Source organism: Phreatobacter cathodiphilus (genome assembly GCF_003008515.1).
Taxonomy (GTDB): Bacteria; Pseudomonadota; Alphaproteobacteria; order Rhizobiales; family Phreatobacteraceae; genus Phreatobacter; species Phreatobacter cathodiphilus.
Window position 1 is genome coordinate 1,264,110 of the sequence record NZ_CP027668.1, and the last position, 21,814, is coordinate 1,285,923.

The window sequence follows — 21,814 nt, forward strand, 5'->3', positions numbered from 1 at the left end:
GCGGCCCTTTTGCTTGGGATCGGTGCCGGGGATCAGTTGACGCGGCAGGAGCCCGTAGAGGTGCAGACGAGGTTCGTCGTCTGGCACAGGTTGACGCCGCGACGCTCGACCGAGCGGTCGTTGGCGAAGACGACCTTCATGTCGTACTGGCAGTAGCCGCGGGCGCGCTGGCGGGGGGTCGGAACGACGCGCAGCGAGTCGCCGGGTTCCACGACCTCCTGGCCGAGGCGGTCGTCGCCCCAGCCGCGGGTGTCGACGTCGGTCATGTAGAACTCGCGGATCGTCACGCCCGAGCGGTTGACGATGTTGATCCAGCGCTGCTGACCGTCCCGGTCGGTCTGGGCCTGGGCTTGGATCCCGAAGCCCCCGGCCAGCGTAGCGGCGGCGATGGCCGCAAAAACGACGTTCCTGAACGCCATGGTCTCTATCCTCTTTGATGTGGGCCGCACAAACGTCCAGTGCACGGCAAACCGCTTCCTTGGTGTGAAACGTTCAGGTCGCCCCCCGAAGGACAATCTTTCCCCGCGTCACAGCGCTCCGCGATAATCCGATTCCCGGCAGATTAAGCAAGTGATCTCAGTGCCGGTGGCCGAGGCCGCCGACACGTGGACTGGAATAAGACCGCGATAATGTCGGATCATGCCGGGACCGGCGCATTTTGTTTCTGTCGCATTGCGCGGCGGCGACGAAACTTCCGGTCTTTGCGCCGGGGGCGGGGGCTCCCTGCTTGACGGGGGGCGACTCAGCGTGTATTGCCACCCGACTTTCCGATGAAGGTCGGTTGCACACGCGGTCCTGGGAACGGCTTCGCCGGTTCCGATCGAAGCTAACCGAGACCGCATCGCCTGACGTCAGTCAGATCGAAACGCATGATCGCCGCCGCAAGGACTGGCGATCCTCTGTTTTCGCCGGGCGCAGTTTGTCCTTCGGGGCAAACCGGGCGCCCGGTTGCTCGTTCCGGAAACGGGACGGGCAAAGCCAGGCTTCAAACGGGTTCCGGGCGACCGGGCCCCAATGGTTCAAGGACAAGGCCGCCGATGCCGACAGTCAACCAGCTGATCCGCAAGCCGCGTCAGCCGCGCACCTACCGCGAGAAGTCCCGCCACATGGAGGGCTGCCCGCAGAAGCGTGGCGTGTGCACGCGTGTCTACACGACGACCCCGAAGAAGCCGAACTCGGCGCTCCGCAAGGTCGCCAAGGTGCGACTGACCAACGGCTTCGAGGTCATCGGCTACATTCCTGGTGAGGGCCACAACCTCCAGGAGCACTCCGTGGTCATGATCCGCGGCGGCCGCGTCAAGGATCTTCCCGGCGTGCGCTACCACATCCTGCGCGGCGTTCTCGACACCCAGGGCGTCAAGAACCGCAAGCAGCGCCGTTCCAAGTACGGCGCCAAGCGCCCGAAGTAAGAGTAGTTTCCACCGGCCGCTCCTGGCCGAGGCGCGTAGGCGCCGGGCTGGAGCGGCCGGTGGCTTTCAGGATCAACGGAGAGAGCGATGTCTCGTCGTCATCGGGCCGAAAAGCGGGAAGTCATCCCGGATGCGAAGTACGGCAATGTCGTGCTGGCCAAGTTCATGAACTCGGTCATGTACGAAGGTAAGAAGTCGGTGGCCGAGCAGATCGTCTACGGCGCGTTCGACCAGATCGAGTCCAAGGCGAAGCAGGAGCCCCTCGCGGTGTTCCAGTCGGCCCTCGAGAACGTCATGCCGGCCATCGAGGTCCGCTCCCGCCGCGTCGGCGGTGCGACCTACCAGGTTCCGGTCGAGGTTCGCCCCGAGCGTCGCCAGGCCCTGGCGATCCGCTGGCTCATCCAGGCGGCCCGCTCGCGCAACGACAAGACCATGGTGGACAAGCTCTCCTCCGAGCTGATGGACGCCGCCAACAACCGCGGCAACGCGGTGAAGAAGCGCGAAGACACCCACAAGATGGCCGAAGCCAACCGCGCCTTCTCGCATTATCGCTGGTAACGAACTGTCACGGTTCATCCGGAACCGAAGGAACTGAGATCATGCCGCGCACGCACGCGATCGAGGACTACCGCAACTTCGGCATCATGGCCCACATCGATGCGGGCAAGACGACGACGACCGAGCGGATCCTCTACTACACCGGCAAGTCCCATAAGATCGGCGAAGTCCACGACGGCGCCGCGACCATGGACTTCATGGAGCAGGAGCAGGAGCGCGGCATCACCATCACGTCGGCCGCCACGACCGCCCAGTGGGCGGGCAAGCGCCTGAACATCATCGACACCCCCGGCCACGTCGACTTCACCATCGAGGTCGAGCGTTCGCTGCGCGTGCTCGACGGCGCCGTCTGCGTCCTCGACTCCAACCAGGGCGTCGAGCCGCAGACCGAGACCGTCTGGCGCCAGGGTGACAAGTACAAGGTTCCGCGCATCGTCTTCGCCAACAAGATGGATAAGACCGGCGCCGACTTCTACATGTGCCTCGAGGACATCAAGAAGCGCCTCGGTGCCAAGCCCGTCGCCATCCAGCTGCCGATCGGCTCGGAGTCCAACTTCAAGGGCCTCGTCGACCTCGTCCGCATGAAGGCGGTCGTGTGGTCGGGCGAGTCGCTCGGCGCCGACTTCGACGCCAACCTCGAGATCCCGGACGATCTCAAGGAGAAGGCCGCCCAGTATCGCAACGAGCTGGTCGAAGCCGCCGTCGAGCTCGACGACGCCGCCATGGAAGCCTACCTCGAGGGCAACGAGCCCGACGAGGCGACCCTGAAGCGCCTCATCCGCAAGGCCGTTCTCACCTCGGCCTTCTTCCCGGTGCTCTGCGGCTCGGCCTTCAAGAACAAGGGCGTCCAGACGCTGCTCGACGCCGTGGTCGACTACCTGCCGTCGCCCGTCGACGTGCCGGCGATCAAGGGCATCGATCCGAAGACCGAGGCCGAGATCGAGCGCAAGTCGTCGGACAGCGAGCCGCTGTCGCTGCTCGGCTTCAAGATCATGGACGACCAGTACGGCGTCCTGACCTTCTGCCGCATCTACTCGGGCAAGCTCGAGAAGGGCATGGCCCTGCTCAACTCCTCCCGCGAGAAGAACGAGCGCGTCGGCCGCATGGTCCTCATGCATGCCAACAACCGCGAGGAAATCTCCGAGGCCTATGCCGGCGACATCGTCGCCCTTGTCGGCCTGAAGGACACCCGCACCGGCGACACGCTCTGCGACCCGCAGAAGCCCGTCATCCTGGAGCGCATGGAATTCCCCGAGCCGGTCATCGAGATGGCCGTCGAGCCGAAGACCAAGGCCGACCAGGAGAAGATGGCACTGGCCCTCATGAAGCTGGCTTCTGAGGATCCGTCCTTCCGCGTCTCCACCGACGCCGAGTCCGGCCAGACCCGCATCAAGGGCATGGGCGAGCTCCACCTCGACATCAAGGTCGACATCCTGCGCCGCACCCACAAGGTCGACGTGACGGTCGGCGCTCCCGAGGTGGCCTTCCGCGAGAAGATCACCAAGCGCGCCGAGATCGACTACACCCACAAGAAGCAGACGGGCGGCACCGGTCAGTTCGCGAAGATCAAGATCATCGTCGAGCCGAACGAGGCCGGCGCCGGCAACGCCTTCGAGTCGAAGATCGTCGGCGGCGCGGTTCCCAAGGAATACATCCCCGGCGTCGAGAAGGGCATCGACTCGGTCATGGGCGCGGGCATCATCGCCGGCTTCCCCGTGGTCGACGTCAAGACGACCCTCATCGACGGCGCCTACCACGACGTCGACTCCTCGGTCCTCGCCTTCGAAATCGCCTCCCGCGCCGCCATGCGCGAGGCGCTGCAGAAGTGTGGCTCGGTGCTGCTGGAGCCGATCATGTCGGTCGAGGTGGTCACCCCCGAGGAGTACACCGGCTCGGTCATCGGCGACCTCAACTCCCGCCGTGGCCAGATCCAGGGCCAGGACATGCGCGGCAACGCCAACGTGATCCAGGCCAAGGTGCCGCTCATGAACATGTTCGGCTACGTCAACCAGCTGCGCTCCTTCAGCCAGGGCCGCGCCAGCTACACCATGCAGTTCAGCCACTACGAGCAGGCGCCGTCCAACGTCGCCGCCGAAGTCCAGGCCAAATACGCGTAAATCTCGGTCTCTTGCCGGACCGGGTCCCCTGATCCTCCGGCATCGCGAACATTGAAGGAGGCCGTCATGGCCAAGGAAAAGTTCGAACGCACGAAGCCGCATTGCAACATCGGCACGATTGGTCACGTCGACCACGGCAAGACGTCGCTGACGGCTGCGATCACGAAGGTGCTGGCCGAGTCGGGCGGCGCGACCTTCACGGCCTATGACCAGATCGACAAGGCGCCTGAAGAGAAGGCGCGCGGCATCACGATCTCGACGGCGCATGTCGAGTACGAGACGAAGAACCGCCACTACGCCCACGTCGACTGCCCCGGCCACGCCGACTACGTGAAGAACATGATCACCGGCGCGGCCCAGATGGACGGCGCGATCCTGGTCGTGTCGGCCGCCGACGGCCCGATGCCGCAGACCCGCGAGCACATCCTGCTGGCCCGCCAGGTCGGCGTTCCGGCTCTGGTCGTGTTCATGAACAAGGTGGACATGGTCGACGACGCCGAGCTCCTGGAGCTGGTCGAGCTCGAGGTTCGCGAGCTGCTGTCGAAATACGAGTTCCCGGGCGACGACATTCCGATCACCAAGGGCTCGGCCCTCTGCGCCCTCGAGGACCGTTCGCCGGAGATCGGCCGTGACGCCATCCTGAAGCTGATGGAGACGGTGGACGCCTACATCCCGCAGCCGGAGCGCCCGATCGACCAGCCCTTCCTGATGCCGGTCGAGGACGTGTTCTCGATCTCGGGCCGCGGCACGGTGGTCACCGGCCGCGTCGAGCGCGGCATCGTGAAGGTCGGCGAGGAAATCGAGATCGTCGGCATCCGCGACACGCAGAAGACGACGGTCACCGGCGTCGAGATGTTCCGCAAGCTGCTCGACCAGGGCCAGGCGGGCGACAACATCGGCGCGCTGCTGCGCGGCACGAAGCGCGAGGACGTCGAGCGCGGCCAGGTGCTGTGCAAGCCGGGCTCGGTGAAGCCGCACACGAAGTTCAAGGCCGAGGCCTACATCCTGACGAAGGAGGAGGGCGGCCGCCACACGCCGTTCTTCACCAACTACCGTCCGCAGTTCTACTTCCGCACCACCGACGTGACGGGCATCGTGACCCTTCCCGAGGGCACGGAAATGGTGATGCCGGGCGACAACATCGCCATGACGGTGAGCCTGATCGTGCCGATCGCCATGGAGGAGAAGCTGCGCTTCGCCATCCGTGAGGGCGGCCGCACCGTCGGCGCCGGCGTCGTCGCCTCCATCATCGAGTGATTTCGTTTTCCCGGGGACGCGCGGTCCGCCGTGCGTTCCCTTCGCTTTGCCTTAAAGGGGCGAACCCATGAACCAGAACATCCGGATCCGCCTCAAGGCGTTCGACCATCGGGTCCTGGACACCTCGACGCGCGAGATCGTTAACACGGCGAAGCGCACCGGGGCCCAGGTCCGCGGGCCGATCCCGCTGCCGACGCGGATCGAGAAGTTCACGGTGAACCGCTCGCCGCACATCGACAAGAAGTCGCGCGAGCAGTTCGAGATCCGCACCCACAAGCGGCTTCTCGACATCGTGGACCCGACCCCGCAGACCGTGGACGCGCTGATGAAGCTTGACCTGGCCGCCGGTGTCGACGTCGAGATCAAGCTCTGAGTCCTGCGACAGGCCGATGACGGCCTGGCGACGAGTATGCCGATGCACCGGTAACCGGCGCATCTCACGTTGAACCCGGGTCCTCTCCGGTCCGCCTCACGGGCACGGACGACCCCAAAACGAGGAATGCGCGCGATGCGTTCCGGTGTGATTGCCAAGAAGATGGGGATGACCCGCATCTTCACCGATGGCGGCGAACACGTCCCCGTGACGGTTCTCCTGCTGGACGACTGCCAGGTCGTCGCCCACCGCACGGCGGAGCGGGACGGCTACCTGGCCCTGCAGCTCGGTGCCGGCCTTGCCAAGGTGAAGAACACGACGAAGGCCCAGCGCGGCCACTTCGCCGTCGCCAAGGTCGAGCCGAAGCACGAGATCGTCGAGTTCCGCGTGGGCGAGAAGGAAATCGTCCCCGTCGGCGCCCGTTTCTCCGCCGACCACTTCATCCCCGGCCAGTTCGTCGACGTGACGGGCACCAGCCAGGGCAAGGGCTTCGCCGGCGCCATGAAGCGCCACAACTTCGGCGGCCTTCGCGCCACCCACGGCGTCTCCGTCTCGCACCGTTCCCACGGTTCGACCGGTAACCGCCAGGATCCGGGCAAGGTCTTCAAGAACAAGCGCATGGCCGGCCACATGGGCGACGTGCGCGTCACCACGCAGAACCTCAAGGTCGTGCGCACCGACGTGGAGCGCGGCGTGATCATGGTCGAGGGCGCCGTCCCCGGCTCGAAGGGTGGCTGGATCCTGGTCCGCGACGCGGTGAAGAAGCCGCTGCCGAAGGAGGCTCCGCTGCCGGGTGGCTTCAAGCTGCCGGGCGCCGATGCCGCTCCTGCCGCCGCCGCCGAATCCACGGAGGGTTGAGATGAAACTGACAATCAAGACCCTGGAAGGCGCCGACGCCGGTTCCGTCGATCTCTCCGATGAGATCTTCGGCCTCGAGCCCCGTGCCGACATCCTGCACCGCGTGGTGCGCTGGCAGCTCGCCAAGCGCCGCGCCGGCACCCACGACGTGAAGAACCGCGCCGAGATCCACCGCACCGGCAAGAAGATGTACAAGCAGAAGGGAACGGGTTCGGCCCGTCACTCCTCGGCGCGTGCCAACCTCTTCCGTGGCGGCGGCCGCTCCTTCGGTCCGACCCCGCGTTCCCACGAGCACGATCTGCCGAAGAAGGTCCGCGCCCTCGGTCTGAAGCATGCCCTCTCCACCAAGGTGAAGGCCGGCTCGTTCGTGGTGCTGGAGAAGGCCTCCACCGAGGCGGCCAAGACCAAGTCGCTGAAGGCGCAGTTCGAGAAGCTCGGGTTCAAGAGCGTGCTGATCATCGACGGCGCCGAGGTCGACAAGAACTTCGCGCTCGCCGCCCGCAACATTCCGCTCGTCGATGTCCTCCCCGTTCAGGGCATCAACGTCTACGACATCATGCGCCGGAACACCCTGGTCCTCACCCGGGCGGCCGTCGACGCACTGGAGGCGCGCTTCAAATGAGCACCGTCGATCCGCGTCACTACGACGTCATCAAGGCGCCGCTGATCACCGAGAAGGGCTCGCTGGTCGCCGAAAACAACCAGGTCGTCTTCAAGGTGGCCATCGAGGCCACCAAGCCGCAGATCAAGGCGGCGGTGGAGAAGCTGTTCGACGTCAAGGTTAAGAGCGTCAACACGCTCGTCCAGAAGGGCAAGACCAAGCGTTTCAAGGGCATGCTCGGCCAGCGGTCGGACGTGAAGAAGGCGGTCGTGACCCTCGCCGAGGGCCACTCCATCGACATCACGACTGGTCTGTGAGGCGAGGGGTAAACCATGGCACTCAAGACCTTCAAGCCGATCACGCCGGGCCTTCGTCAGCTCGTCCTGGTCGACCGTTCCGACCTCTACAAGGGCAAGCCGGTCAAGACGCTGACCGAGGGCAAGTCCTCGAGCGGCGGCCGCAACAACCTCGGTCGCGTGACCTCGCGCTTCCGTGGCGGCGGCCACAAGCGGTCCTACCGTCTGGTGGACTTCAAGCGCCGCAAGACCGACATGGCCGCCGTGGTGGAGCGGATCGAGTATGATCCGAACCGTTCGGCCTTCATCGCGCTTATCAAGTACGCTGACGGCGAGCTCTCCTACATCCTGGCGCCGCAGCGCCTGGCTGTCGGCGACAGCGTCATCTCGGCCGAGAGCGCCGACGTGAAGCCGGGCAACGCCATGCCGATCGCCAACATCCCGGTGGGCACCATCGTGCACAACGTGGAGCTCAAGATCGGCAAGGGCGGCGCGGTCGCCCGTTCCGCCGGCACCTACGCCCAGATCGTCGGCCGCGACGAGGGATACGTCATCCTTCGCCTCAACTCCGGCGAACAGCGTCTGGTCCACGGCCGCTGCCTCGCCTCCATCGGCGCGGTGTCGAACCCGGACCACATGAACGTTTCGATCGGCAAGGCCGGTCGCAACCGCTGGCTCGGCTGGCGCTCGCACAACCGCGGCGTCGCCATGAACCCGATCGACCATCCGCACGGCGGCGGCGAAGGCCGCACCTCCGGTGGCCGTCATCCCGTCACGCCCTGGGGCTTCCCGACCAAGGGCAAGAAGACTCGTTCGAACAAGCGGACCGACAAGTTCATCGTGTCGAGCCGTCATTCGAAGAAGAAGTAACAGAGGCCCGTCATGGCACGTTCCGTCTGGAAAGGTCCGTTCGTCGACGGATACCTCCTGAAGAAGGCCGAGGCAGCCCGCTCGTCGGGCCGTCACGAGGTCGTCAAGATCTGGAGCCGTCGCTCCACGATCCTCCCCCATTTCGTGGGGCTGACCTTCGGCGTCTACAACGGTCAGAAGCATGTCCCGGTGCAGGTCACCGAGGAGATGGTCGGCCACAAGTTCGGCGAGTTCTCGCCGACCCGCACCTTCTACGGCCATGCGGCCGACAAAAAAGCGAAGCGGAAGTGAGCCATGGGTAAGCCCGCAACACCCCGCGCCCTCAGCGACAACGAAGCCAAGGCGGTCGCCCGCATGCTTCGCGTCTCGCCGCGCAAGCTGAACCTGGTTGCCGCGCTGATCCGCGGCAAGCCGGTCGACACCGCGCTCGCCGATCTGGAGTTCTCGCGCAAGCGGATCGCCAACGACGTGAAGAAGTGCCTCGAGAGCGCGATCGCCAACGCCGAGAACAACCATGACCTCGACGTCGACGACCTGATCGTCGCCGAGGCCCATGTCGGCAAGGCGTTCGTGCTCAAGCGCTTCCACGCCCGTGCCCGCGGTCGCGGCGCCCGGATCGAAAAGCCGTTCTCGCACCTGACGATCGTCGTTCGTCAGGTCGAGGAAGCCAAGGCCTGAGGAGAGAACGATGGGTCAGAAGATCAATCCGATCGGTTTCCGCCTCGGCATCAACCGCACCTGGGATTCGCGCTGGTTCGCCAACAAGGGCGAGTACGGCAAGCTGCTCCACGAGGATCTCAAGATCCGCCGTGAGCTGATGAAGCTCCTGAAGCAGGCGGCGGTGTCGAAGATCGTCATCGAGCGTCCGCACCGCAAGTGCCGCGTCACGGTCCACTCGGCTCGCCCGGGCATCGTGATCGGCAAGAAGGGCGCCGACATCGACAAGCTGAAGAAGGCCGTCTCGAAGATGACCGACGCCGAAGTCGTCATCAACATCGTCGAGATCCGCAAGCCCGAGACCGACGCGACCCTGGTGGCCGAGTCGATTGCCCAGCAGCTCGAGCGTCGCGTCGCCTTCCGTCGTGCCATGAAGCGTGCCGTTCAGTCGGCCATGCGTCTGGGCGCCGAGGGCATCCGCATCAACTGCTCGGGCCGCCTCGGCGGCGCCGAGATCGCCCGCCTCGAGTGGTATCGCGAAGGTCGCGTGCCGCTGCACACCCTGCGTGCCGACGTCGACTACGGCGTCGCCACGGCCTTCACGACCTACGGGACGTGCGGCGTCAAGGTGTGGATCTTCAAGGGCGAGATCATGGAGCACGACCCGATGGCCCAGGACAGGAAGCTGTCCGAGGGTGAGGGGTCGACCCGCCGTTCGCGCGGTCAAGACCGCGACGCGGCGTGAGGATGAAGGTCTAGAACCATGCTTCAGCCCAAGAAAACCAAGTTCCGTAAGCAGTTCAAGGGTCGCATCAGCGGCGCTGCGAAGGGCGGTACGGACCTGAACTTCGGCCAGTTCGGCCTCAAGGCCATGGAGCCGGAGCGCATCACCGCGCGCCAGATCGAGGCCGCCCGTCGCGCCATGACTCGTGAGATGAAGCGCGCCGGCCGTGTCTGGATCCGCATCTTCCCGGACGTTCCGGTTTCGAAGAAGCCCGCCGAGGTCCGCATGGGCTCGGGTAAGGGCGCCAACGAGTACTGGGCCGCGAAGGTCGCTCCTGGCCGCATCATGTTCGAGCTCGACGGCGTGCCCGTCGAGGTCGCCAAGAAGGCGCTCGAGCTGGCCGCCGCCAAGCTGCCGATCAAGACGCGCTTCGTCCAGCGCATCGCCGAGTGAGGAGAGGGGTCATGAAGGCCGAAGAGATCCGGACCAAGACCCTCGACGAGCTCGAGGGCCAGCTCGGTGACCTGAAGAAGGAGCAGTTCAACCTGCGCTTCCAGAAGGCCACCGGTCAGCTCGAGAACGTCGCGCGCGTCCGCCAGGTCCGCCGCGACATCGCCCGCGTCAAGACCATCGCCGCGCAGAAGCGCGCCGAGAAGAAGTAAGGAGAGGGCATATGCCGAAGCGTGTGCTCGAGGGCATCGTCGTCAGCGACAAGCAGGACAAGACGGTCGTGGTGAAGGTGGAGCGTCGCTTCACCCATCCGCTGCTGAAGAAGACGGTGCGTCGCACCAAGAACTATCACGCCCACGATGAAGGCAACGCCTTCAAGACGGGCGACGTGGTGAGCATCGAGGAGGGCAAGCCCCTGTCGAAGCTGAAGCGTTGGGTCGTGCTGCCGAAGGCGTGAGCTTTCGGTGATCGTTAGAACAGCGCGCCGCCGTCGGGGAGACCCGAGACGGGCGCGAAAGGAAGAGGTTGCGTCATGATCCAGATGCAAACCAATCTCGACGTGGCGGACAATTCGGGCGCACGCCGCGTCATGTGCATCAAGGTGCTCGGTGGCGCCAAGCGCCGTTACGCCCATGTCGGCGACATCATCGTGGTGTCGGTGAAGGAGGCTATCCCGCGCGGCCGCGTGAAGAAGGGCGACGTCATGAAGGCGGTCGTCGTGCGCACCGCCAAGGACATCCGCCGCATCGACGGTTCGGTGATCCGTTTCGACCGCAATGCGGCCGTTCTGATCAACAATCAGAAGGAGCCGATCGGCACCCGTATCTTCGGACCGGTTCCGCGCGAACTGCGCGCCAAGAACCATATGAAGATCATCTCGCTCGCGCCGGAGGTGCTGTGATGGCTGCGAAGATCAAGAAGGGCGACAAGGTCGTCGTCCTCACCGGCCGCGACAAGGGTCGCACCGGTGAAGTGATCCAGGTCATGCCGACCGAGGGCCGTGCCCTCGTGCGCGGCGTCAACATCGTCAAGCGCCATCAGCGCCAGAGCCAGACCCAGGAAGGCGGGATCATCTCCAAGGAGAGCCCGATCCACCTGTCGAATCTGGCCTATGCCGATCCGAAGACCGGCAAGCCGACCCGCGTCGGTTTCAAGGTCCTCGCCGACGGCACCAAGGTGCGCGTGGCCAAGAAGTCCGGGGAGACCATCGATGGCTGAGGCGGCTTACACCCCGCGCCTCAAGGCGCATTACGACAGCGTGGTCCGGCAGAAGCTGGCGGAGGAGTTCGGCTACAAGAACCCCTTCGAGATCCCGCAGATCGAGAAGATCGTCGTCAACATGGGCGTCGGCGAATCCACTGCCGATTCCAAGAAGGCGACGGTTGCCGCCGCGGATCTCGCGCTGATCACCGGCCAGAAGCCGGTCATCACCCGGGCCCGCCAGGCCATCTCGAACTTCAAGGTTCGCGAGAACATGCCGCTGGGCTGCAAGGTCACCCTTCGCAAGCAGCGCATGTACGAGTTCCTCGACCGCCTGGTCACGATCGCGCTGCCGCGCGTCCGCGACTTCCGCGGCCTCAACCCGAAGAGCTTCGACGGCCGTGGCAACTTCGCCATGGGTCTGAAGGAGCACGTCGTGTTCCCCGAGATCTCCTATGACAAGGTGGATCAGATGTGGGGCATGGACATCATCGTGTGCACCACCGCCAAGACCGACGAGGAAGCCCGTGCTCTCCTCAAGGCCTTCAACTTCCCGTTCCGGCAGTGAGCCGGGTTTCTTAAAGCTAGAAGCCCGTCTCAGACGCGGAAACCAGGAGAAACCGATGGCGAAGAAGAGCTCCATCGAAAAGAACAACCACCGCCGCGCTCTGGTCGCGCGGGACGCCAAGAAGCGCGCTGCGCTGAAGGCGACCGTGATGGACCAGTCGATCTCGATCGAAGAGCGTTTCGCGGCCACCGTGAAGCTTGCGAGCCTGCCGCGCAACGGCGCCAAGGTCCGCATCAAGAACCGCTGCGAAGTCACCGGCCGTCCGCGGGCGTTCTATCGCAAGCTCGGCATGAGCCGCGTGGCTCTGCGTGACCTCGGCAACAAGGGGCTCGTTCCGGGCCTCGTGAAGTCGAGCTGGTGAGAGGAGACAGATCATGGCTCTCAACGATCCGCTCGGCGATATGCTGACCCGCATCCGCAACGCGCAGATGCGCCGCAAGACCCGCGTCCTGACGCCGGGCTCGAAGCTGCGTGCCCGCGTGCTCGAGGTGCTCAAGGCCGAAGGCTACATCCGCGACTACATGACCGTCACGCATCCGAACGGCCGTTCGGAATTCGAGATCGAGCTCAAGTATTTCGACGGCGAGCCGGTCATCCGTGAAATCGCGCGCGTCTCCAAGCCGGGCCGCCGGGTCTATGCCGGCGTCGGCAACACGCCGCGCGTGTCCAACGGTCTCGGCATCACGATCATCTCGACCCCCAAGGGCGTGATGGCCGACCACGATGCGCGGGAACAGAATGTAGGCGGGGAGGTGCTCTGCACGGTCTTCTGACCTGGCAGGGCTCCCTCACGACAAAGGACGATATCCAATGTCTCGTATCGGTAAGAAGCCGGTCGACCTGCCGCAGGGCGTCACCGCCCAGGTGTCCGGCCAGACCGTGAAGATGAAGGGTCCCAAGGGTGAGCTCTCGTTCACCTGCCCCGATGACGTCGTCGTCAAGATGGACGGAAACGTGATCAAGGTGGACCCGCGCGACCAGGGCAAGCGCGCCCGCTCCATGTGGGGCATGGCCCGCACCCGCGTCTCCAACCTCGCCGTCGGCGTGAGCAAGGGCTTCGAGAAGAAGCTCGAGATCACCGGCGTCGGCTATCGCGCGGCCGCCCAGGGCAAGGTTCTCAACCTCGCTCTTGGCTACAGCCACGACATCAACTATCCCGTGCCGGACGGCATCACCATCGCGACCCCGAAGCCGACCGAGATCGTCATCTCCGGCAACGACAAGCAGCAGGTGGGCCAGGTCGCCGCCGAGATCCGCGACTATCGCGGTCCGGAGCCCTACAAGGGCAAGGGCGTCCGCTACGCGGGCGAGTTCATCTTCCGCAAGGAAGGCAAGAAGAAGTAAGGCGATGAGCCCCGGTTCTCCGGGGCCCGTCCGTCTTCCGGGGCGTCGTTCTCTCGCGAACGCGCCCGATCAAAGGAGCTGGCTATGGCCAAATTCAAGGATGCAACGGAGCGTCGCAAGGCGCGTGTCCGTCGGGCCCTGCGCTCGACGGCGAATGGGCGTCCGCGGCTGAGCGTCTTCCGTTCGTCGAAGCATATCTATGCGCAGATCATCGACGACGCGAAGGGCGTGACGGTTGCGAGTGCCTCGTCACTGGAGAAGGACCTGAAGTCCGCACTGAAGACCGGCGCCGATCAGGCCGCGGCGACCGCCGTCGGCAAGCTCGTCGCCGAGCGTGCGGTGCAGGCCGGGGTGTCCACCGTGGTCTTCGACCGTGGTGCCTATCTCTATCACGGGCGCGTCAAGGCGCTCGCCGACGGCGCCCGTGAGGGCGGCCTGAGCTTCTAACGGATACGGGCGGTTCTCACCGCCGAAAGGACAGAACATGGCTCGGGAACGTGAACGCGAGCGCAACCGCGAAGAGCGCGACAGCGAATTCACCGACAAGCTCGTGCACATCAACCGTGTCTCCAAGACGGTGAAGGGCGGCAAGCGGTTCGGTTTCGCCGCGCTCGTCGTGGTGGGCGACCAGAAGGGCCGCGTCGGCTTCGGCCACGGCAAGGCCCGCGAGGTGCCTGAGGCGATCCGCAAGGCGACCGAATCCGCCAAGCGCGGCTTCATCCGCGTCGCCCTGCGCGAGGGCCGCACCCTCCATCACGACGTGCACGGCCGCCACGGCGCCGGCAAGGTCATCCTGCGCGCCGCTCCGGCCGGTACCGGCATCATCGCCGGCGGCCCGATGCGCGCCGTCTTCGAAACGCTCGGCATGGCCGACGTGGTCGCCAAGTCGATGGGGTCCTCCAACCCCTACAACATGGTGCGCGCCACGTTCGACGCGCTGAAGAACCAGGACAGCCCGCGCTCCGTCGCGGCTCGCCGTGGCCTCAAGGTGTCGGTCCTCCAGGCCCGCCGCCAGGAGGAAGGCGAGGGCGACGCGTAAGGATCGGATCCATGGCCAACAAGACCGTCACCATCGAGCAGATCGGTTCGCCGATCCGCCGCGAGAAGTCGCAGGAAGCGACCCTCGTCGGCCTGAAGCTCAACAAGCTGCACCGCCGCGCCACGCTGGAGGACACCCCGAGTGTCCGCGGCATGATCGCGAAGGTGTCTCACCTCGTGAAAGTGGTGGATTGATCTCATGAAACTCACCGACATGAAGGACAACGACGGCGCAACGCATCGCAAGATGCGCGTCGGTCGCGGCATCGGGTCCGGCAAGGGCAAGACCGCCGGTCGCGGCGTGAAGGGCCAGAAGTCGCGCTCCGGCGTCGCCATCAAGGGCTTCGAGGGCGGCCAGATGCCGCTGCATCGTCGCCTGCCGAAGCGTGGCTTCAACAACATCTTCCGCCTCTCGTTCGTAGAGGTCACGCTCGCCCGCATCCAGCGCGCGATCGACTCCGGCAAGCTGAAGGCCGGCAAGATCGACGAGGCCGCTCTGGTCGAGAGCGGCGTGCTGCGCCGCTCGCGCGACGGCATCCGCCTCGTGGCCACCGGCGAACTGACGTCGAAGATCGAGCTGACCGTGTCCGGCGCCTCCGCCGGTGCCGTCGCCGCGGTCGAGAAGGCGGGTGGCACCGTCACCCTTCTGAAGGCGAAGGAAGAGGCCGCGGCCTGACGGCCGGCCGGCCCTCCCAGCCGAACGCGACGATCAAGCTTCGAGGGGCCGGTTCGACGAGGACCGGCCCCTTTTCATCTGTACGAGCCTCGTGACCCGCATCGCGCTGCGACCGCGGGGGACTGGCGAAGGCGGCCCCGGGCCGTTAAGTGAATGCGACTTTTCCGGATGGACGCGTCCGTCCCACTTGCATCGGAGCCACCATGGCATCGGCAGCGGAACAACTGGCAGCCAATCTGAATTTCGGCGCCTTCGGCAAGGCCGAAGACCTGAAGAAGCGCCTGTGGTTCACCCTCGGAGCGCTGCTGGTCTATCGCCTCGGCACCTATATCCCGCTGCCGGGAATCGATCCCGAGGCGCTGCGCCAGATCTTCAACGCCAACCAGGGCGTCCTGGCGATGTTCAACGTCTTCGCCGGAGGCGCCGTCGGGCGCATGGCGATCTTCGCGCTGAACATCATGCCCTACATCTCCGCCTCCATCATCATCCAGCTGCTCACCGCCGTGGTGCCGGAGCTGGAGAAGCTGAAGAAGGAGGGCGAGCAGGGCCGCAAGCAGATCAACCAGTACACGCGCTATCTCACCGTGGTGCTGGCGGTCTTCCAGTCCTGGGGCATCGCTGTCGGCCTGCAGTCGTCCGGCACGGTCGTCGCCAATCCCGGCCTGTTCTTCGTCATGTCGACGGTGATCACCCTGACGGGCGGCACCATGTTCATGATGTGGCTCGGCGAGCAGATCACCCAGCGCGGCATCGGCAACGGCATCTCGCTGATCATCTTCGCCGGCATCGTCGCCGAACTGCCGAGCGTGCTGGCCCAGGCCTTCGAGCTCGGCCGCCAGGGCGTCATCGCCACCCCGCTGCTCCTCGGCCTCCTGATTCTCATCGGGCTGACGATCGTCGTCATCGTCTTCTTCGAGCGCGCCCAGCGGCGGCTGCTGATCCAGTATCCGAAGCGCCAGCAGGGCAACAAGGTGTTCGAGGGCAACTCCTCCCACCTGCCGCTGAAGCTGAACACGGCCGGCGTCATTCCGCCGATCTTCGCGTCCTCGCTGCTGCTGCTGCCGACGACCGCGCTGTCGTTCCAGACCAATCCCGCGGAATGGCTGCGCCTCACCGCCCAGCTCCTCGGCCACGGCCAGCCGCTGTTCATGGCGCTCTATGCGCTGCTGATCATCTTCTTCTGTTTCTTCTACACGGCCATCGTGTTCAATCCGACCGAGACGGCCGACAACCTGCGCAAGTACGGTGGCTTCATCCCGGGCATCCGCCCCGGTGAGAAGACGGCGCAGTACATCGACTACGTCCTGACCCGCATCACGGTCATCGGCGCCGCCTACATCACCCTGGTCTGCCTATTGCCCGAAGTGCTGATTGGCCAGCTCGGCCAAAGCTTCTATCTCTTGGGCGGAACCTCGCTGCTGATCGTCGTCACCGTGACGCTCGACACCGTCGCTCAGGTCCAGGGTTATCTGTTGGCCCATCAGTATGAGGGGCTCATCAAGAAGTCGCAGCTCAGGGGGAAACGTCGATGAAGCTGATTCTGCTCGGGCCTCCCGGGGCGGGGAAGGGGACCCAAGCACAGCGTCTGGTGGAGACCCACGGGCTCGTGCAGCTCTCCACCGGTGACATGCTCAGGGCTGCGGTCAAGAACGGCACGCCGATCGGCCTCAAGGCCAAGGACGTCATGGCGCGGGGCGAGCTCGTCTCCGACGAGATCGTCGTCGGCATCATCGAGGACCGCATCGCCGAGCCGGACTGCGCGAAGGGGTTCATCCTCGACGGCTTCCCGCGCACGGTCGCCCAGGCCGAGGCGCTCGACGCCATGCTGGCGAAGTCCGGCATGAAGCTGGACGCGGTGATCGAGCTGAAGGTGGACGAGGGCATCCTCGTCGGGCGCATCGAGAAGCGCGTCGCCGAGATGACCGCGCGCGGCGAGCCGGTGCGGGCTGACGACAACGCCGAGGCCCTGAAGAAGCGGCTCGACGCCTACCGGGCCCAGACCGCGCCGGTCTCCGACTATTACGCCTCCAAGGGCGCGCTGAAGACGGTCGACGGCATGGCGCCGATCGACGACGTGACGAAAGCCATCGCCGGCCACCTCGGAGTCTGAGGTTTCCGCCAGTTTCGGCTTGACGTGCGGACGGGGGCGGGCTATGCGCCCCATCTCGTCCGATCGACGGTGGCTTCGGTCCGTCTGCTGCGCAGGCGGATCGTACCGTTTCAAGGACAACCATGCAGGGGCCGGCCTCCACCGGACGCATGGATTTCATTTCTCACCGCGGCGACGCGGATCACATGGAGACGAGACATGGCTCGTATCGCGGGTGTCAACATCCCGACAAATAAGCGCGTCGTCATCGCGCTGCAGTACATTCACGGCATCGGCCCGAAGTTCGCCGCCGAGATCTGCGACAAGGTCAAGATCCCGGCCGAGCGTCGCGTCAACCAGCTGACCGACCAGGAAGTCCTGGCCGTCCGCGAGACCATCGACCGTGACTACATGGTCGAGGGCGACCTCCGCCGCGAAGTCTCCATGAACATCAAGCGCCTCATGGACCTCGGCTGCTACCGCGGCCTGCGTCACCGCAAGGGCCTGCCGGTCCGCGGCCAGCGCACCCATACCAACGCCCGCACCCGCAAGGGTCCGGCGAAGCCGATCGCCGGCAAGAAGAAGTGATCGTGACCCGGAGCGCCCCGCGCGCTCCGGACCGTTTCCCGAGCGCCTGGCATTACGGGCGCGCCTGAAGGACAAGGACTAGAGAATGGCCAAGGAAGCCACCCGCGTTCGCCGCCGCGAGCGAAAGAACATCGCCTCCGGCGTCTGCCACGTGAACGCGTCGTTCAACAACACGATGATCACCATCACCGACGCCCAGGGCAACACGATCGCCTGGTCCTCGTCGGGCACCATGGGCTTCAAGGGTTCGCGCAAGTCGACCCCCTACGCCGCCCAGGTCGCCGCCGAGGACGCGGCCCGCAAGGCCGCCGAGCACGGCATGCGCACCGTCGAGGTCGAGGTGTCGGGTCCCGGTTCGGGCCGTGAGTCGGCGCTGCGCGCCCTGCAGGCCGCCGGCTTCACCGTCACCTCCATCCGCGACGTGACGCCGATCCCGCACAACGGCTGCCGGCCGCGCAAGCGCCGCCGCGTCTGATCTCTCACGTTTCTCGCAATCGCGGACTGGCCTGTGGCGGTCCGCGATTTTCCGCCCCCCGTCGACAGGCGAGGGGAACCGGCCGTCAGGGTCCTGCAGGGGACGAGACAGCGGCCAGATCCAAGCGAAGGTAACACCCCGTGATCCAGAAGAACTGGCAGGAACTGATCAAGCCGGAGAAGCTCCACATCGTTCCCGGCGATGACCCGAAGCGCGTGGCGACCGCCACGGCCGAGCCGCTCGAGCGCGGTTTCGGCGTCACCCTCGGCAACGCCCTGCGCCGCGTCCTCCTGTCCTCGCTCCAGGGCGCTGCCGTCTCGGCCGTCCAGATCGACGGCGTCCTCCACGAGTTCTCGTCCATTCCGGGCGTCCGCGAGGACGTCACCGACATCGTCCTGAACATCAAGGACATCGCGATCAAGATGCAGGGCGACGGCCCGAAGCGCATGGTCGTGCGCAAGGAGGGCCCGGGCGTGGTCACCGCCGGCGACATCCAGACCGTCGGCGACGTGGTCATCCTCAACCCCGAACTGGTGATCTGCACCCTCGACGAGGGCGCCTCGATCCGCATGGAGTTCACCGTCGACACCGGCAAGGGCTATGTGCCCTCCGAGAAGAACCGCGCCGAGGATGCGCCGATCGGCCTCATCCCGGTCGACAGCCTCTTCTCGCCGGTCAAGAAGGTGTCCTACCAGGTCTCGCCGACCCGCGAGGGCCAGGTGCTCGACTACGACAAGCTGACCCTGACGGTGGAGACCAACGGGTCGGTCTCGCCCGAGGACGCGATTGCCTATGCGGCGCGCATCCTGCAGGACCAGCTCGAGATCTTCGTGAACTTCGAGGAGCCGCGCAAGGAAGTCGTCCAGGAATCGATCCCGGATCTCGCCTTCAACCCGGCGCTCCTGAAGAAGGTCGACGAGCTCGAGCTCTCGGTCCGCTCGGCGAACTGCCTGAAGAACGACAACATCGTCTACATCGGCGACCTGATCCAGAAGACCGAGGCGGAAATGCTCCGCACTCCGAACTTCGGCCGCAAGTCGCTGAACGAGATCAAGGAAGTGCTTGCCCAGATGGGCCTCCACCTCGGCATGGAGGTTACGGGCTGGCCGCCGGAGAATATCGAAGAGCTCGCCAAGCGCTTCGAGGACCATTACTGATTTTCAATTCATCGCCGACCGTGAGGTCCGCGATCCACCGGAGGACAAGGCGATGCGTCACGGCAAAGCCCACCGCAAGTTCAACCGCACGGCCGAGCATCGCCAGGCGATGTTCGCCAACATGTGCGCCGCGCTGATCAAGCACGAGCAGATCGTCACCACCCTGCCGAAGGCGAAGGACCTGCGTCCGATCGTCGAGAAGCTGGTGACGCTCGGCAAGCGCGGCGACCTGCACGCCCGCCGCCAGGCGGTCTCGCAGATCCGCGATCTCGGCATGGTCAAGAAGCTCTTCGAGGTTCTCGGCCCCCGCTACCAGTCGCGCCAGGGTGGCTACACCCGCGTGCTGAAGGCGGGCTTCCGCTACGGCGACAACGCGCCGGTCGCGGTGATCGAGTTCGTCGACCGCGACGTCGACGCCAAGGGCAAGGACTCCGGTCCCGTCCAGGCGAAGCCGGAGCAGGCCGCGGCCTGATCTGCCACAGGATGAAGGCCTGCCCCTCGGCGGGCTGGTGGAAGGGCGGCCCTGCGGCCGCCCTTTTCGCGTTTCGGATCAGCCGGCGGCGGGGGGCCGCATGCGGGCCGTCATCAGTTCCAGCGCCAGGCCCGTCGCCATGATGGCCCCCGCCAGTGCGAAGACGAGGGCGTGGCTGCCGGTGGCGGCGAGCAGCGCCGTGAAGCCATAGGCTGCCGCCGCCTGGACGATGGCGAAGGCGACCGTCTGGAGCGCCCAGGCAGCGGTGTGCGCCGCGGGTCCGACGATCTCGCGGGTGCGCCCGGAGGTGGATGATCCGAGCCCGATCATCAGCCCGCCCGCCATCATGGCCGAGAGCGTCAGCAGGACGAGATTGTGGGTGAGGGCGGGAATGGCCGCGCCGATCGCCATGAGGGCAACGATGACCCTGAGCACAGGCGCGTAGCCGAACCGGTCCGCCGCCAGCCCCGCCACCATCGGTGCCACCACGGCGGTGGCGCCGGCCGCCACCCAGATCCAGCCGCCGATCGCGAGGCCGAAGCCGAGGTCACGGGCGACGTGGTCGACGAAGAAGATCGTGTGGGGCACATAGCCCGCCGCCGCTCCGCAATAGGCGGCGGCAAGGCCGAGAAAGGCGGGTTCGCGCCGCCAGGCGGGAGCCGGGTCGTTGCGGTTGGCCGCGACCGGCGGCGCCGAGCGCGGCAGCAGCGCCATCATCACGACGCTGGCGAGCGCCAGTGCCGCCGCCAGGGCCAGCCAGGCCCCGGCCGGCCCGCCGGCGGCGAAGGCCGGTACCGCCGTTCCCGACAGCACGAAGCCGGTGCCGACGCCGGCGAAGGCGAGGCCGTTGGCGCGGCCCCGGTGCGAGGGCGCCACCACATTGGCGACCACCGGCGGGATGACGATCATCAGCACGCCCCCCGTCGCGCCCGACAGCGCCCTCAGGGCGATGAAGGCCCAGCCGGGCAGAGGCACAGCGGAGACCGCAAAGGCCAGCACCGCCAGCAGCGAGGCGAGCGCGATGGCCGGCCTGACACCCAGCGCCCGGGCGGTGGCCAGCGCCGTTCCCGCGCCGACGATGTAGCCGGCGAGGTTGAAGGCCCCCGCGAGGTGCAGCGTCGTCGGCGTCGCCCAGCCCGCCTCGACCATGGCCGGGATCAGCGGCGGATAGCCGAAGCGCCCCATGCCGACGCCGATCAGCAGGCCGCAATAGCCGGCGAGGATCGGCCCGAAGAAGCCGCGCCAGCCCCCGGTTTCCGCAGGGGTCACAGGCTGCGCTCGACGGCGACGCTCCGGCAGTCCATCTCGTAGTCCAGTCCCACCACCGGCGGCCGGTTGTAGTGCCAGGACAGGCCACAGCGGGCCGCGCCGCGCCGGACGATCTCGTCGGCGAGGAAGGGATGGATGTCGTGGACGCAATAGACCTGGGCCGCCGTCGTGTCCGGCCAGCCGTGGCCGAAGGCCGCCATGCGCTTCTCCATCTGCTCCAGCACGAAGACCCCCTTCTCGCGCAGGCCCTGCGGGCTCGTGTCGTTCAGCCGGACGATGCGCTCGGCATAGGGGCCAGCGCCCTCGCGAGCCTCGCCGGAGCCCGAGATGACGAACTGCGGCACGCCCGCGTCGCCCTCGGCGATGTAGGAGAAGGCGTGGAAGGAGGGCTCCGGCGGGCCGCCGATTTCCGGACAGACGTTGGAGCGCGCCACGGGGTTGGCCCTGGTGGCGGGGTCGTAGATGCCCCACTCGGCAAGCGTGCCGACATAGACCTCGTTGAAGGCCTTGAAGCCGGCATCGTCGAAGGGGGCCGGCGACCTGAGCTCGCAGGCGCAGAAGGAGGTCAGCGGCCGCCCCGCGCCCTGGATGAGGCCGGCGATACGGGCGAACCCTTCTTTCAGCGGCACGGGATTGCGGAACATCACCCGCTCGACGTGATAGCCGGGCAGGGCGGCGGCGCCGGCGGAATACTGGAACACGCTCGGCACGTAGCGGTAGTTGCCGGCGGCAAAGTCGATCGGGTTCATGGGGGTCTCCGCGTTTCCT

The 21,814-nt window shown here is 66.1% G+C and carries 34 protein-coding genes; 31 read left to right on the plus strand and 3 right to left on the minus strand.

Features of this window, described 5'->3' with window-relative positions; translation table 11 throughout:
* Positions 1 to 32: 32 nt before the first annotated feature.
* Positions 33 to 419: a hypothetical protein gene (locus tag C6569_RS06100; RefSeq protein ID WP_106748005.1), complete on the minus strand. Its 387-nt coding sequence runs from the start codon at positions 417 to 419 to the stop codon at positions 33 to 35.
* Between the two features lie 618 nt (positions 420 to 1,037).
* On the opposite strand from C6569_RS06100, the gene rpsL reads away from it, so the two are divergent.
* The 31 genes from rpsL to rplQ all read left to right on the plus strand — a co-directional run bounded on the left by rpsL (position 1,038) and on the right by rplQ (position 19,777).
* A complete protein-coding gene (gene rpsL, locus C6569_RS06105) occupies positions 1,038 to 1,409 on the plus strand; it encodes a 30S ribosomal protein S12 (protein ID WP_038312203.1) in 372 nt (123 codons plus the stop codon).
* 87 nt (positions 1,410 to 1,496) lie between these two features.
* Positions 1,497 to 1,967, plus strand: a complete 471-nt coding sequence (gene rpsG, locus C6569_RS06110; RefSeq protein WP_106748006.1) for a 30S ribosomal protein S7 — start codon at positions 1,497 to 1,499, stop codon at positions 1,965 to 1,967.
* 41 nt (positions 1,968 to 2,008) lie between these two features.
* Entirely contained in the window at positions 2,009 to 4,084 is a 2,076-nt protein-coding gene (gene fusA, locus C6569_RS06115) for an elongation factor G (protein ID WP_106748007.1), read from the plus strand.
* Positions 4,085 to 4,150: 66 nt separating this feature from the next.
* A complete protein-coding gene (tuf, locus tag C6569_RS06120; RefSeq protein WP_106747996.1) occupies positions 4,151 to 5,341 on the plus strand; it encodes an elongation factor Tu in 1,191 nt (396 codons plus the stop codon).
* A 67-nt stretch (positions 5,342 to 5,408) separates the two neighbouring features.
* Positions 5,409 to 5,714, plus strand: coding sequence for a 30S ribosomal protein S10 (gene rpsJ / locus C6569_RS06125; RefSeq protein WP_106748008.1), 306 nt, complete (start codon positions 5,409 to 5,411; stop codon positions 5,712 to 5,714).
* A 135-nt stretch (positions 5,715 to 5,849) separates the two neighbouring features.
* A complete protein-coding gene (gene rplC, locus C6569_RS06130; RefSeq protein WP_106748009.1) occupies positions 5,850 to 6,572 on the plus strand; it encodes a 50S ribosomal protein L3 in 723 nt (240 codons plus the stop codon).
* Between the two features lies 1 nt (position 6,573).
* Positions 6,574 to 7,194, plus strand: a complete 621-nt coding sequence (gene rplD / locus C6569_RS06135) for a 50S ribosomal protein L4 (RefSeq protein WP_106748010.1) — start codon at positions 6,574 to 6,576, stop codon at positions 7,192 to 7,194.
* The gene (locus C6569_RS06140) at positions 7,191 to 7,490 is read left to right on the plus strand and encodes a 50S ribosomal protein L23 (RefSeq protein WP_106748011.1); all 300 of its coding nucleotides are present in this window, start codon (positions 7,191 to 7,193) and stop codon (positions 7,488 to 7,490) included. Before rplD ends, C6569_RS06140 begins: the two co-directional genes overlap by 4 nt.
* Positions 7,491 to 7,505: 15 nt before the next feature.
* Entirely contained in the window at positions 7,506 to 8,339 is an 834-nt protein-coding gene (gene rplB, locus C6569_RS06145) for a 50S ribosomal protein L2 (protein ID WP_106748012.1), read from the plus strand.
* 12 nt (positions 8,340 to 8,351) lie between these two features.
* Positions 8,352 to 8,630, plus strand: coding sequence for a 30S ribosomal protein S19 (gene rpsS / locus C6569_RS06150; RefSeq protein WP_106748013.1), 279 nt, complete (start codon positions 8,352 to 8,354; stop codon positions 8,628 to 8,630).
* Between the two features lie 3 nt (positions 8,631 to 8,633).
* Positions 8,634 to 9,017: a 50S ribosomal protein L22 gene (gene rplV / locus C6569_RS06155; protein WP_106748014.1), complete on the plus strand. Its 384-nt coding sequence runs from the start codon at positions 8,634 to 8,636 to the stop codon at positions 9,015 to 9,017.
* A 10-nt stretch (positions 9,018 to 9,027) separates the two neighbouring features.
* Positions 9,028 to 9,741: a 30S ribosomal protein S3 gene (rpsC, locus tag C6569_RS06160; RefSeq protein WP_106748015.1), complete on the plus strand. Its 714-nt coding sequence runs from the start codon at positions 9,028 to 9,030 to the stop codon at positions 9,739 to 9,741.
* A gap of 18 nt (positions 9,742 to 9,759) precedes the next feature.
* On the plus strand, positions 9,760 to 10,173 hold the full coding sequence (rplP, locus tag C6569_RS06165; RefSeq protein ID WP_106748016.1) for a 50S ribosomal protein L16: 414 nt from the start codon (positions 9,760 to 9,762) through the stop codon (positions 10,171 to 10,173).
* Between the two features lie 11 nt (positions 10,174 to 10,184).
* The gene (rpmC, locus tag C6569_RS06170) at positions 10,185 to 10,382 is read left to right on the plus strand and encodes a 50S ribosomal protein L29 (protein ID WP_106748017.1); all 198 of its coding nucleotides are present in this window, start codon (positions 10,185 to 10,187) and stop codon (positions 10,380 to 10,382) included.
* A gap of 11 nt (positions 10,383 to 10,393) precedes the next feature.
* Complete coding sequence (gene rpsQ, locus C6569_RS06175; RefSeq protein ID WP_106748018.1) at positions 10,394 to 10,627, plus strand: 30S ribosomal protein S17; 234 nt, start codon at positions 10,394 to 10,396, stop codon at positions 10,625 to 10,627.
* A 75-nt stretch (positions 10,628 to 10,702) separates the two neighbouring features.
* Entirely contained in the window at positions 10,703 to 11,071 is a 369-nt protein-coding gene (gene rplN, locus C6569_RS06180; RefSeq protein WP_106748019.1) for a 50S ribosomal protein L14, read from the plus strand.
* A complete protein-coding gene (gene rplX / locus C6569_RS06185; RefSeq protein ID WP_106748020.1) occupies positions 11,071 to 11,388 on the plus strand; it encodes a 50S ribosomal protein L24 in 318 nt (105 codons plus the stop codon). Before rplN ends, rplX begins: the two co-directional genes overlap by 1 nt.
* Positions 11,381 to 11,938, plus strand: coding sequence for a 50S ribosomal protein L5 (rplE, locus tag C6569_RS06190; RefSeq protein ID WP_106748021.1), 558 nt, complete (start codon positions 11,381 to 11,383; stop codon positions 11,936 to 11,938). The genes rplX and rplE overlap by 8 nt, the downstream gene beginning before the upstream one ends.
* A 55-nt stretch (positions 11,939 to 11,993) precedes the next feature.
* Positions 11,994 to 12,299 (plus strand): 30S ribosomal protein S14, encoded by a 306-nt coding sequence (gene rpsN / locus C6569_RS06195; protein WP_106748022.1) that lies wholly within the window; start codon positions 11,994 to 11,996, stop codon positions 12,297 to 12,299.
* Positions 12,300 to 12,312: 13 nt separating this feature from the next.
* Complete coding sequence (rpsH, locus tag C6569_RS06200; RefSeq protein ID WP_106748023.1) at positions 12,313 to 12,711, plus strand: 30S ribosomal protein S8; 399 nt, start codon at positions 12,313 to 12,315, stop codon at positions 12,709 to 12,711.
* 37 nt (positions 12,712 to 12,748) lie between these two features.
* Complete coding sequence (rplF, locus tag C6569_RS06205; RefSeq protein WP_106748024.1) at positions 12,749 to 13,282, plus strand: 50S ribosomal protein L6; 534 nt, start codon at positions 12,749 to 12,751, stop codon at positions 13,280 to 13,282.
* 84 nt (positions 13,283 to 13,366) lie between these two features.
* On the plus strand, positions 13,367 to 13,729 hold the full coding sequence (rplR, locus tag C6569_RS06210) for a 50S ribosomal protein L18 (RefSeq protein ID WP_106748025.1): 363 nt from the start codon (positions 13,367 to 13,369) through the stop codon (positions 13,727 to 13,729).
* A gap of 37 nt (positions 13,730 to 13,766) precedes the next feature.
* Positions 13,767 to 14,321, plus strand: coding sequence for a 30S ribosomal protein S5 (rpsE, locus tag C6569_RS06215; RefSeq protein ID WP_106748026.1), 555 nt, complete (start codon positions 13,767 to 13,769; stop codon positions 14,319 to 14,321).
* An 11-nt stretch (positions 14,322 to 14,332) separates the two neighbouring features.
* Entirely contained in the window at positions 14,333 to 14,515 is a 183-nt protein-coding gene (gene rpmD, locus C6569_RS06220) for a 50S ribosomal protein L30 (protein ID WP_106748027.1), read from the plus strand.
* Between the two features lie 4 nt (positions 14,516 to 14,519).
* On the plus strand, positions 14,520 to 14,996 hold the full coding sequence (rplO, locus tag C6569_RS06225) for a 50S ribosomal protein L15 (RefSeq protein WP_106748028.1): 477 nt from the start codon (positions 14,520 to 14,522) through the stop codon (positions 14,994 to 14,996).
* A 203-nt stretch (positions 14,997 to 15,199) separates the two neighbouring features.
* On the plus strand, positions 15,200 to 16,528 hold the full coding sequence (gene secY / locus C6569_RS06230) for a preprotein translocase subunit SecY (RefSeq protein ID WP_106748029.1): 1,329 nt from the start codon (positions 15,200 to 15,202) through the stop codon (positions 16,526 to 16,528).
* Positions 16,525 to 17,106 (plus strand): adenylate kinase, encoded by a 582-nt coding sequence (locus C6569_RS06235; protein ID WP_106748030.1) that lies wholly within the window; start codon positions 16,525 to 16,527, stop codon positions 17,104 to 17,106. The genes secY and C6569_RS06235 overlap by 4 nt, the downstream gene beginning before the upstream one ends.
* A gap of 198 nt (positions 17,107 to 17,304) precedes the next feature.
* Positions 17,305 to 17,673 carry a 30S ribosomal protein S13 gene (gene rpsM / locus C6569_RS06240; protein ID WP_106748031.1) on the plus strand — a complete coding sequence of 123 codons (369 nt, stop codon included), beginning with the start codon at positions 17,305 to 17,307 and terminating at the stop codon, positions 17,671 to 17,673.
* Positions 17,674 to 17,758: 85 nt separating this feature from the next.
* Positions 17,759 to 18,148, plus strand: coding sequence for a 30S ribosomal protein S11 (gene rpsK, locus C6569_RS06245; protein WP_106748032.1), 390 nt, complete (start codon positions 17,759 to 17,761; stop codon positions 18,146 to 18,148).
* A 140-nt stretch (positions 18,149 to 18,288) separates the two neighbouring features.
* On the plus strand, positions 18,289 to 19,305 hold the full coding sequence (locus C6569_RS06250; protein ID WP_106748033.1) for a DNA-directed RNA polymerase subunit alpha: 1,017 nt from the start codon (positions 18,289 to 18,291) through the stop codon (positions 19,303 to 19,305).
* 52 nt (positions 19,306 to 19,357) lie between these two features.
* Positions 19,358 to 19,777 carry a 50S ribosomal protein L17 gene (gene rplQ, locus C6569_RS06255; RefSeq protein ID WP_106748034.1) on the plus strand — a complete coding sequence of 140 codons (420 nt, stop codon included), beginning with the start codon at positions 19,358 to 19,360 and terminating at the stop codon, positions 19,775 to 19,777.
* 78 nt (positions 19,778 to 19,855) lie between these two features.
* Here the strand turns inward: rplQ and C6569_RS06260 are convergent, their stop codons facing one another.
* Both C6569_RS06260 and cnbZ read right to left on the minus strand, forming a co-directional pair.
* On the minus strand, positions 19,856 to 21,046 hold the full coding sequence (locus C6569_RS06260) for a YbfB/YjiJ family MFS transporter (RefSeq protein ID WP_106748035.1): 1,191 nt from the start codon (positions 21,044 to 21,046) through the stop codon (positions 19,856 to 19,858).
* Positions 21,043 to 21,795 (minus strand): 2-amino-5-chloromuconate deaminase CnbZ, encoded by a 753-nt coding sequence (gene cnbZ / locus C6569_RS21905; protein ID WP_106748036.1) that lies wholly within the window; start codon positions 21,793 to 21,795, stop codon positions 21,043 to 21,045. Before cnbZ ends, C6569_RS06260 begins: the two co-directional genes overlap by 4 nt.
* Positions 21,796 to 21,814: the final 19 nt, after the last annotated feature.

Coding starts and splice junctions, on each gene's coding strand:
- rpmD (WP_106748027.1), top strand. CDS start 14,333: ATGGCCAACAAGACCGTCACCATCGAGCAGATCGGTTCGCCGATCCGC.
- C6569_RS06140 (WP_106748011.1), top strand. CDS start 7,191: ATGAGCACCGTCGATCCGCGTCACTACGACGTCATCAAGGCGCCGCTG.
- rplB (WP_106748012.1), top strand. CDS start 7,506: ATGGCACTCAAGACCTTCAAGCCGATCACGCCGGGCCTTCGTCAGCTC.
- rplO (WP_106748028.1), top strand. CDS start 14,520: ATGAAACTCACCGACATGAAGGACAACGACGGCGCAACGCATCGCAAG.
- rplP (WP_106748016.1), top strand. CDS start 9,760: ATGCTTCAGCCCAAGAAAACCAAGTTCCGTAAGCAGTTCAAGGGTCGC.
- rpsG (WP_106748006.1), top strand. CDS start 1,497: ATGTCTCGTCGTCATCGGGCCGAAAAGCGGGAAGTCATCCCGGATGCG.
- secY (WP_106748029.1), top strand. CDS start 15,200: ATGGCATCGGCAGCGGAACAACTGGCAGCCAATCTGAATTTCGGCGCC.
- fusA (WP_106748007.1), top strand. CDS start 2,009: ATGCCGCGCACGCACGCGATCGAGGACTACCGCAACTTCGGCATCATG.
- rpsH (WP_106748023.1), top strand. CDS start 12,313: ATGGCTCTCAACGATCCGCTCGGCGATATGCTGACCCGCATCCGCAAC.
- rplQ (WP_106748034.1), top strand. CDS start 19,358: ATGCGTCACGGCAAAGCCCACCGCAAGTTCAACCGCACGGCCGAGCAT.
- rpsK (WP_106748032.1), top strand. CDS start 17,759: ATGGCCAAGGAAGCCACCCGCGTTCGCCGCCGCGAGCGAAAGAACATC.
- rplD (WP_106748010.1), top strand. CDS start 6,574: ATGAAACTGACAATCAAGACCCTGGAAGGCGCCGACGCCGGTTCCGTC.
- C6569_RS06100 (WP_106748005.1), bottom strand. CDS start 419: ATGGCGTTCAGGAACGTCGTTTTTGCGGCCATCGCCGCCGCTACGCTG.
- rplN (WP_106748019.1), top strand. CDS start 10,703: ATGATCCAGATGCAAACCAATCTCGACGTGGCGGACAATTCGGGCGCA.
- rpsS (WP_106748013.1), top strand. CDS start 8,352: ATGGCACGTTCCGTCTGGAAAGGTCCGTTCGTCGACGGATACCTCCTG.
- rplF (WP_106748024.1), top strand. CDS start 12,749: ATGTCTCGTATCGGTAAGAAGCCGGTCGACCTGCCGCAGGGCGTCACC.
- cnbZ (WP_106748036.1), bottom strand. CDS start 21,795: ATGAACCCGATCGACTTTGCCGCCGGCAACTACCGCTACGTGCCGAGC.
- rpsE (WP_106748026.1), top strand. CDS start 13,767: ATGGCTCGGGAACGTGAACGCGAGCGCAACCGCGAAGAGCGCGACAGC.
- rplC (WP_106748009.1), top strand. CDS start 5,850: ATGCGTTCCGGTGTGATTGCCAAGAAGATGGGGATGACCCGCATCTTC.
- rpsM (WP_106748031.1), top strand. CDS start 17,305: ATGGCTCGTATCGCGGGTGTCAACATCCCGACAAATAAGCGCGTCGTC.
- rplV (WP_106748014.1), top strand. CDS start 8,634: ATGGGTAAGCCCGCAACACCCCGCGCCCTCAGCGACAACGAAGCCAAG.
- tuf (WP_106747996.1), top strand. CDS start 4,151: ATGGCCAAGGAAAAGTTCGAACGCACGAAGCCGCATTGCAACATCGGC.
- rpsQ (WP_106748018.1), top strand. CDS start 10,394: ATGCCGAAGCGTGTGCTCGAGGGCATCGTCGTCAGCGACAAGCAGGAC.
- rpsN (WP_106748022.1), top strand. CDS start 11,994: ATGGCGAAGAAGAGCTCCATCGAAAAGAACAACCACCGCCGCGCTCTG.
- rplR (WP_106748025.1), top strand. CDS start 13,367: ATGGCCAAATTCAAGGATGCAACGGAGCGTCGCAAGGCGCGTGTCCGT.
- rpsL (WP_038312203.1), top strand. CDS start 1,038: ATGCCGACAGTCAACCAGCTGATCCGCAAGCCGCGTCAGCCGCGCACC.
- rpmC (WP_106748017.1), top strand. CDS start 10,185: ATGAAGGCCGAAGAGATCCGGACCAAGACCCTCGACGAGCTCGAGGGC.
- rpsC (WP_106748015.1), top strand. CDS start 9,028: ATGGGTCAGAAGATCAATCCGATCGGTTTCCGCCTCGGCATCAACCGC.
- rplE (WP_106748021.1), top strand. CDS start 11,381: ATGGCTGAGGCGGCTTACACCCCGCGCCTCAAGGCGCATTACGACAGC.
- C6569_RS06235 (WP_106748030.1), top strand. CDS start 16,525: ATGAAGCTGATTCTGCTCGGGCCTCCCGGGGCGGGGAAGGGGACCCAA.
- rplX (WP_106748020.1), top strand. CDS start 11,071: ATGGCTGCGAAGATCAAGAAGGGCGACAAGGTCGTCGTCCTCACCGGC.
- rpsJ (WP_106748008.1), top strand. CDS start 5,409: ATGAACCAGAACATCCGGATCCGCCTCAAGGCGTTCGACCATCGGGTC.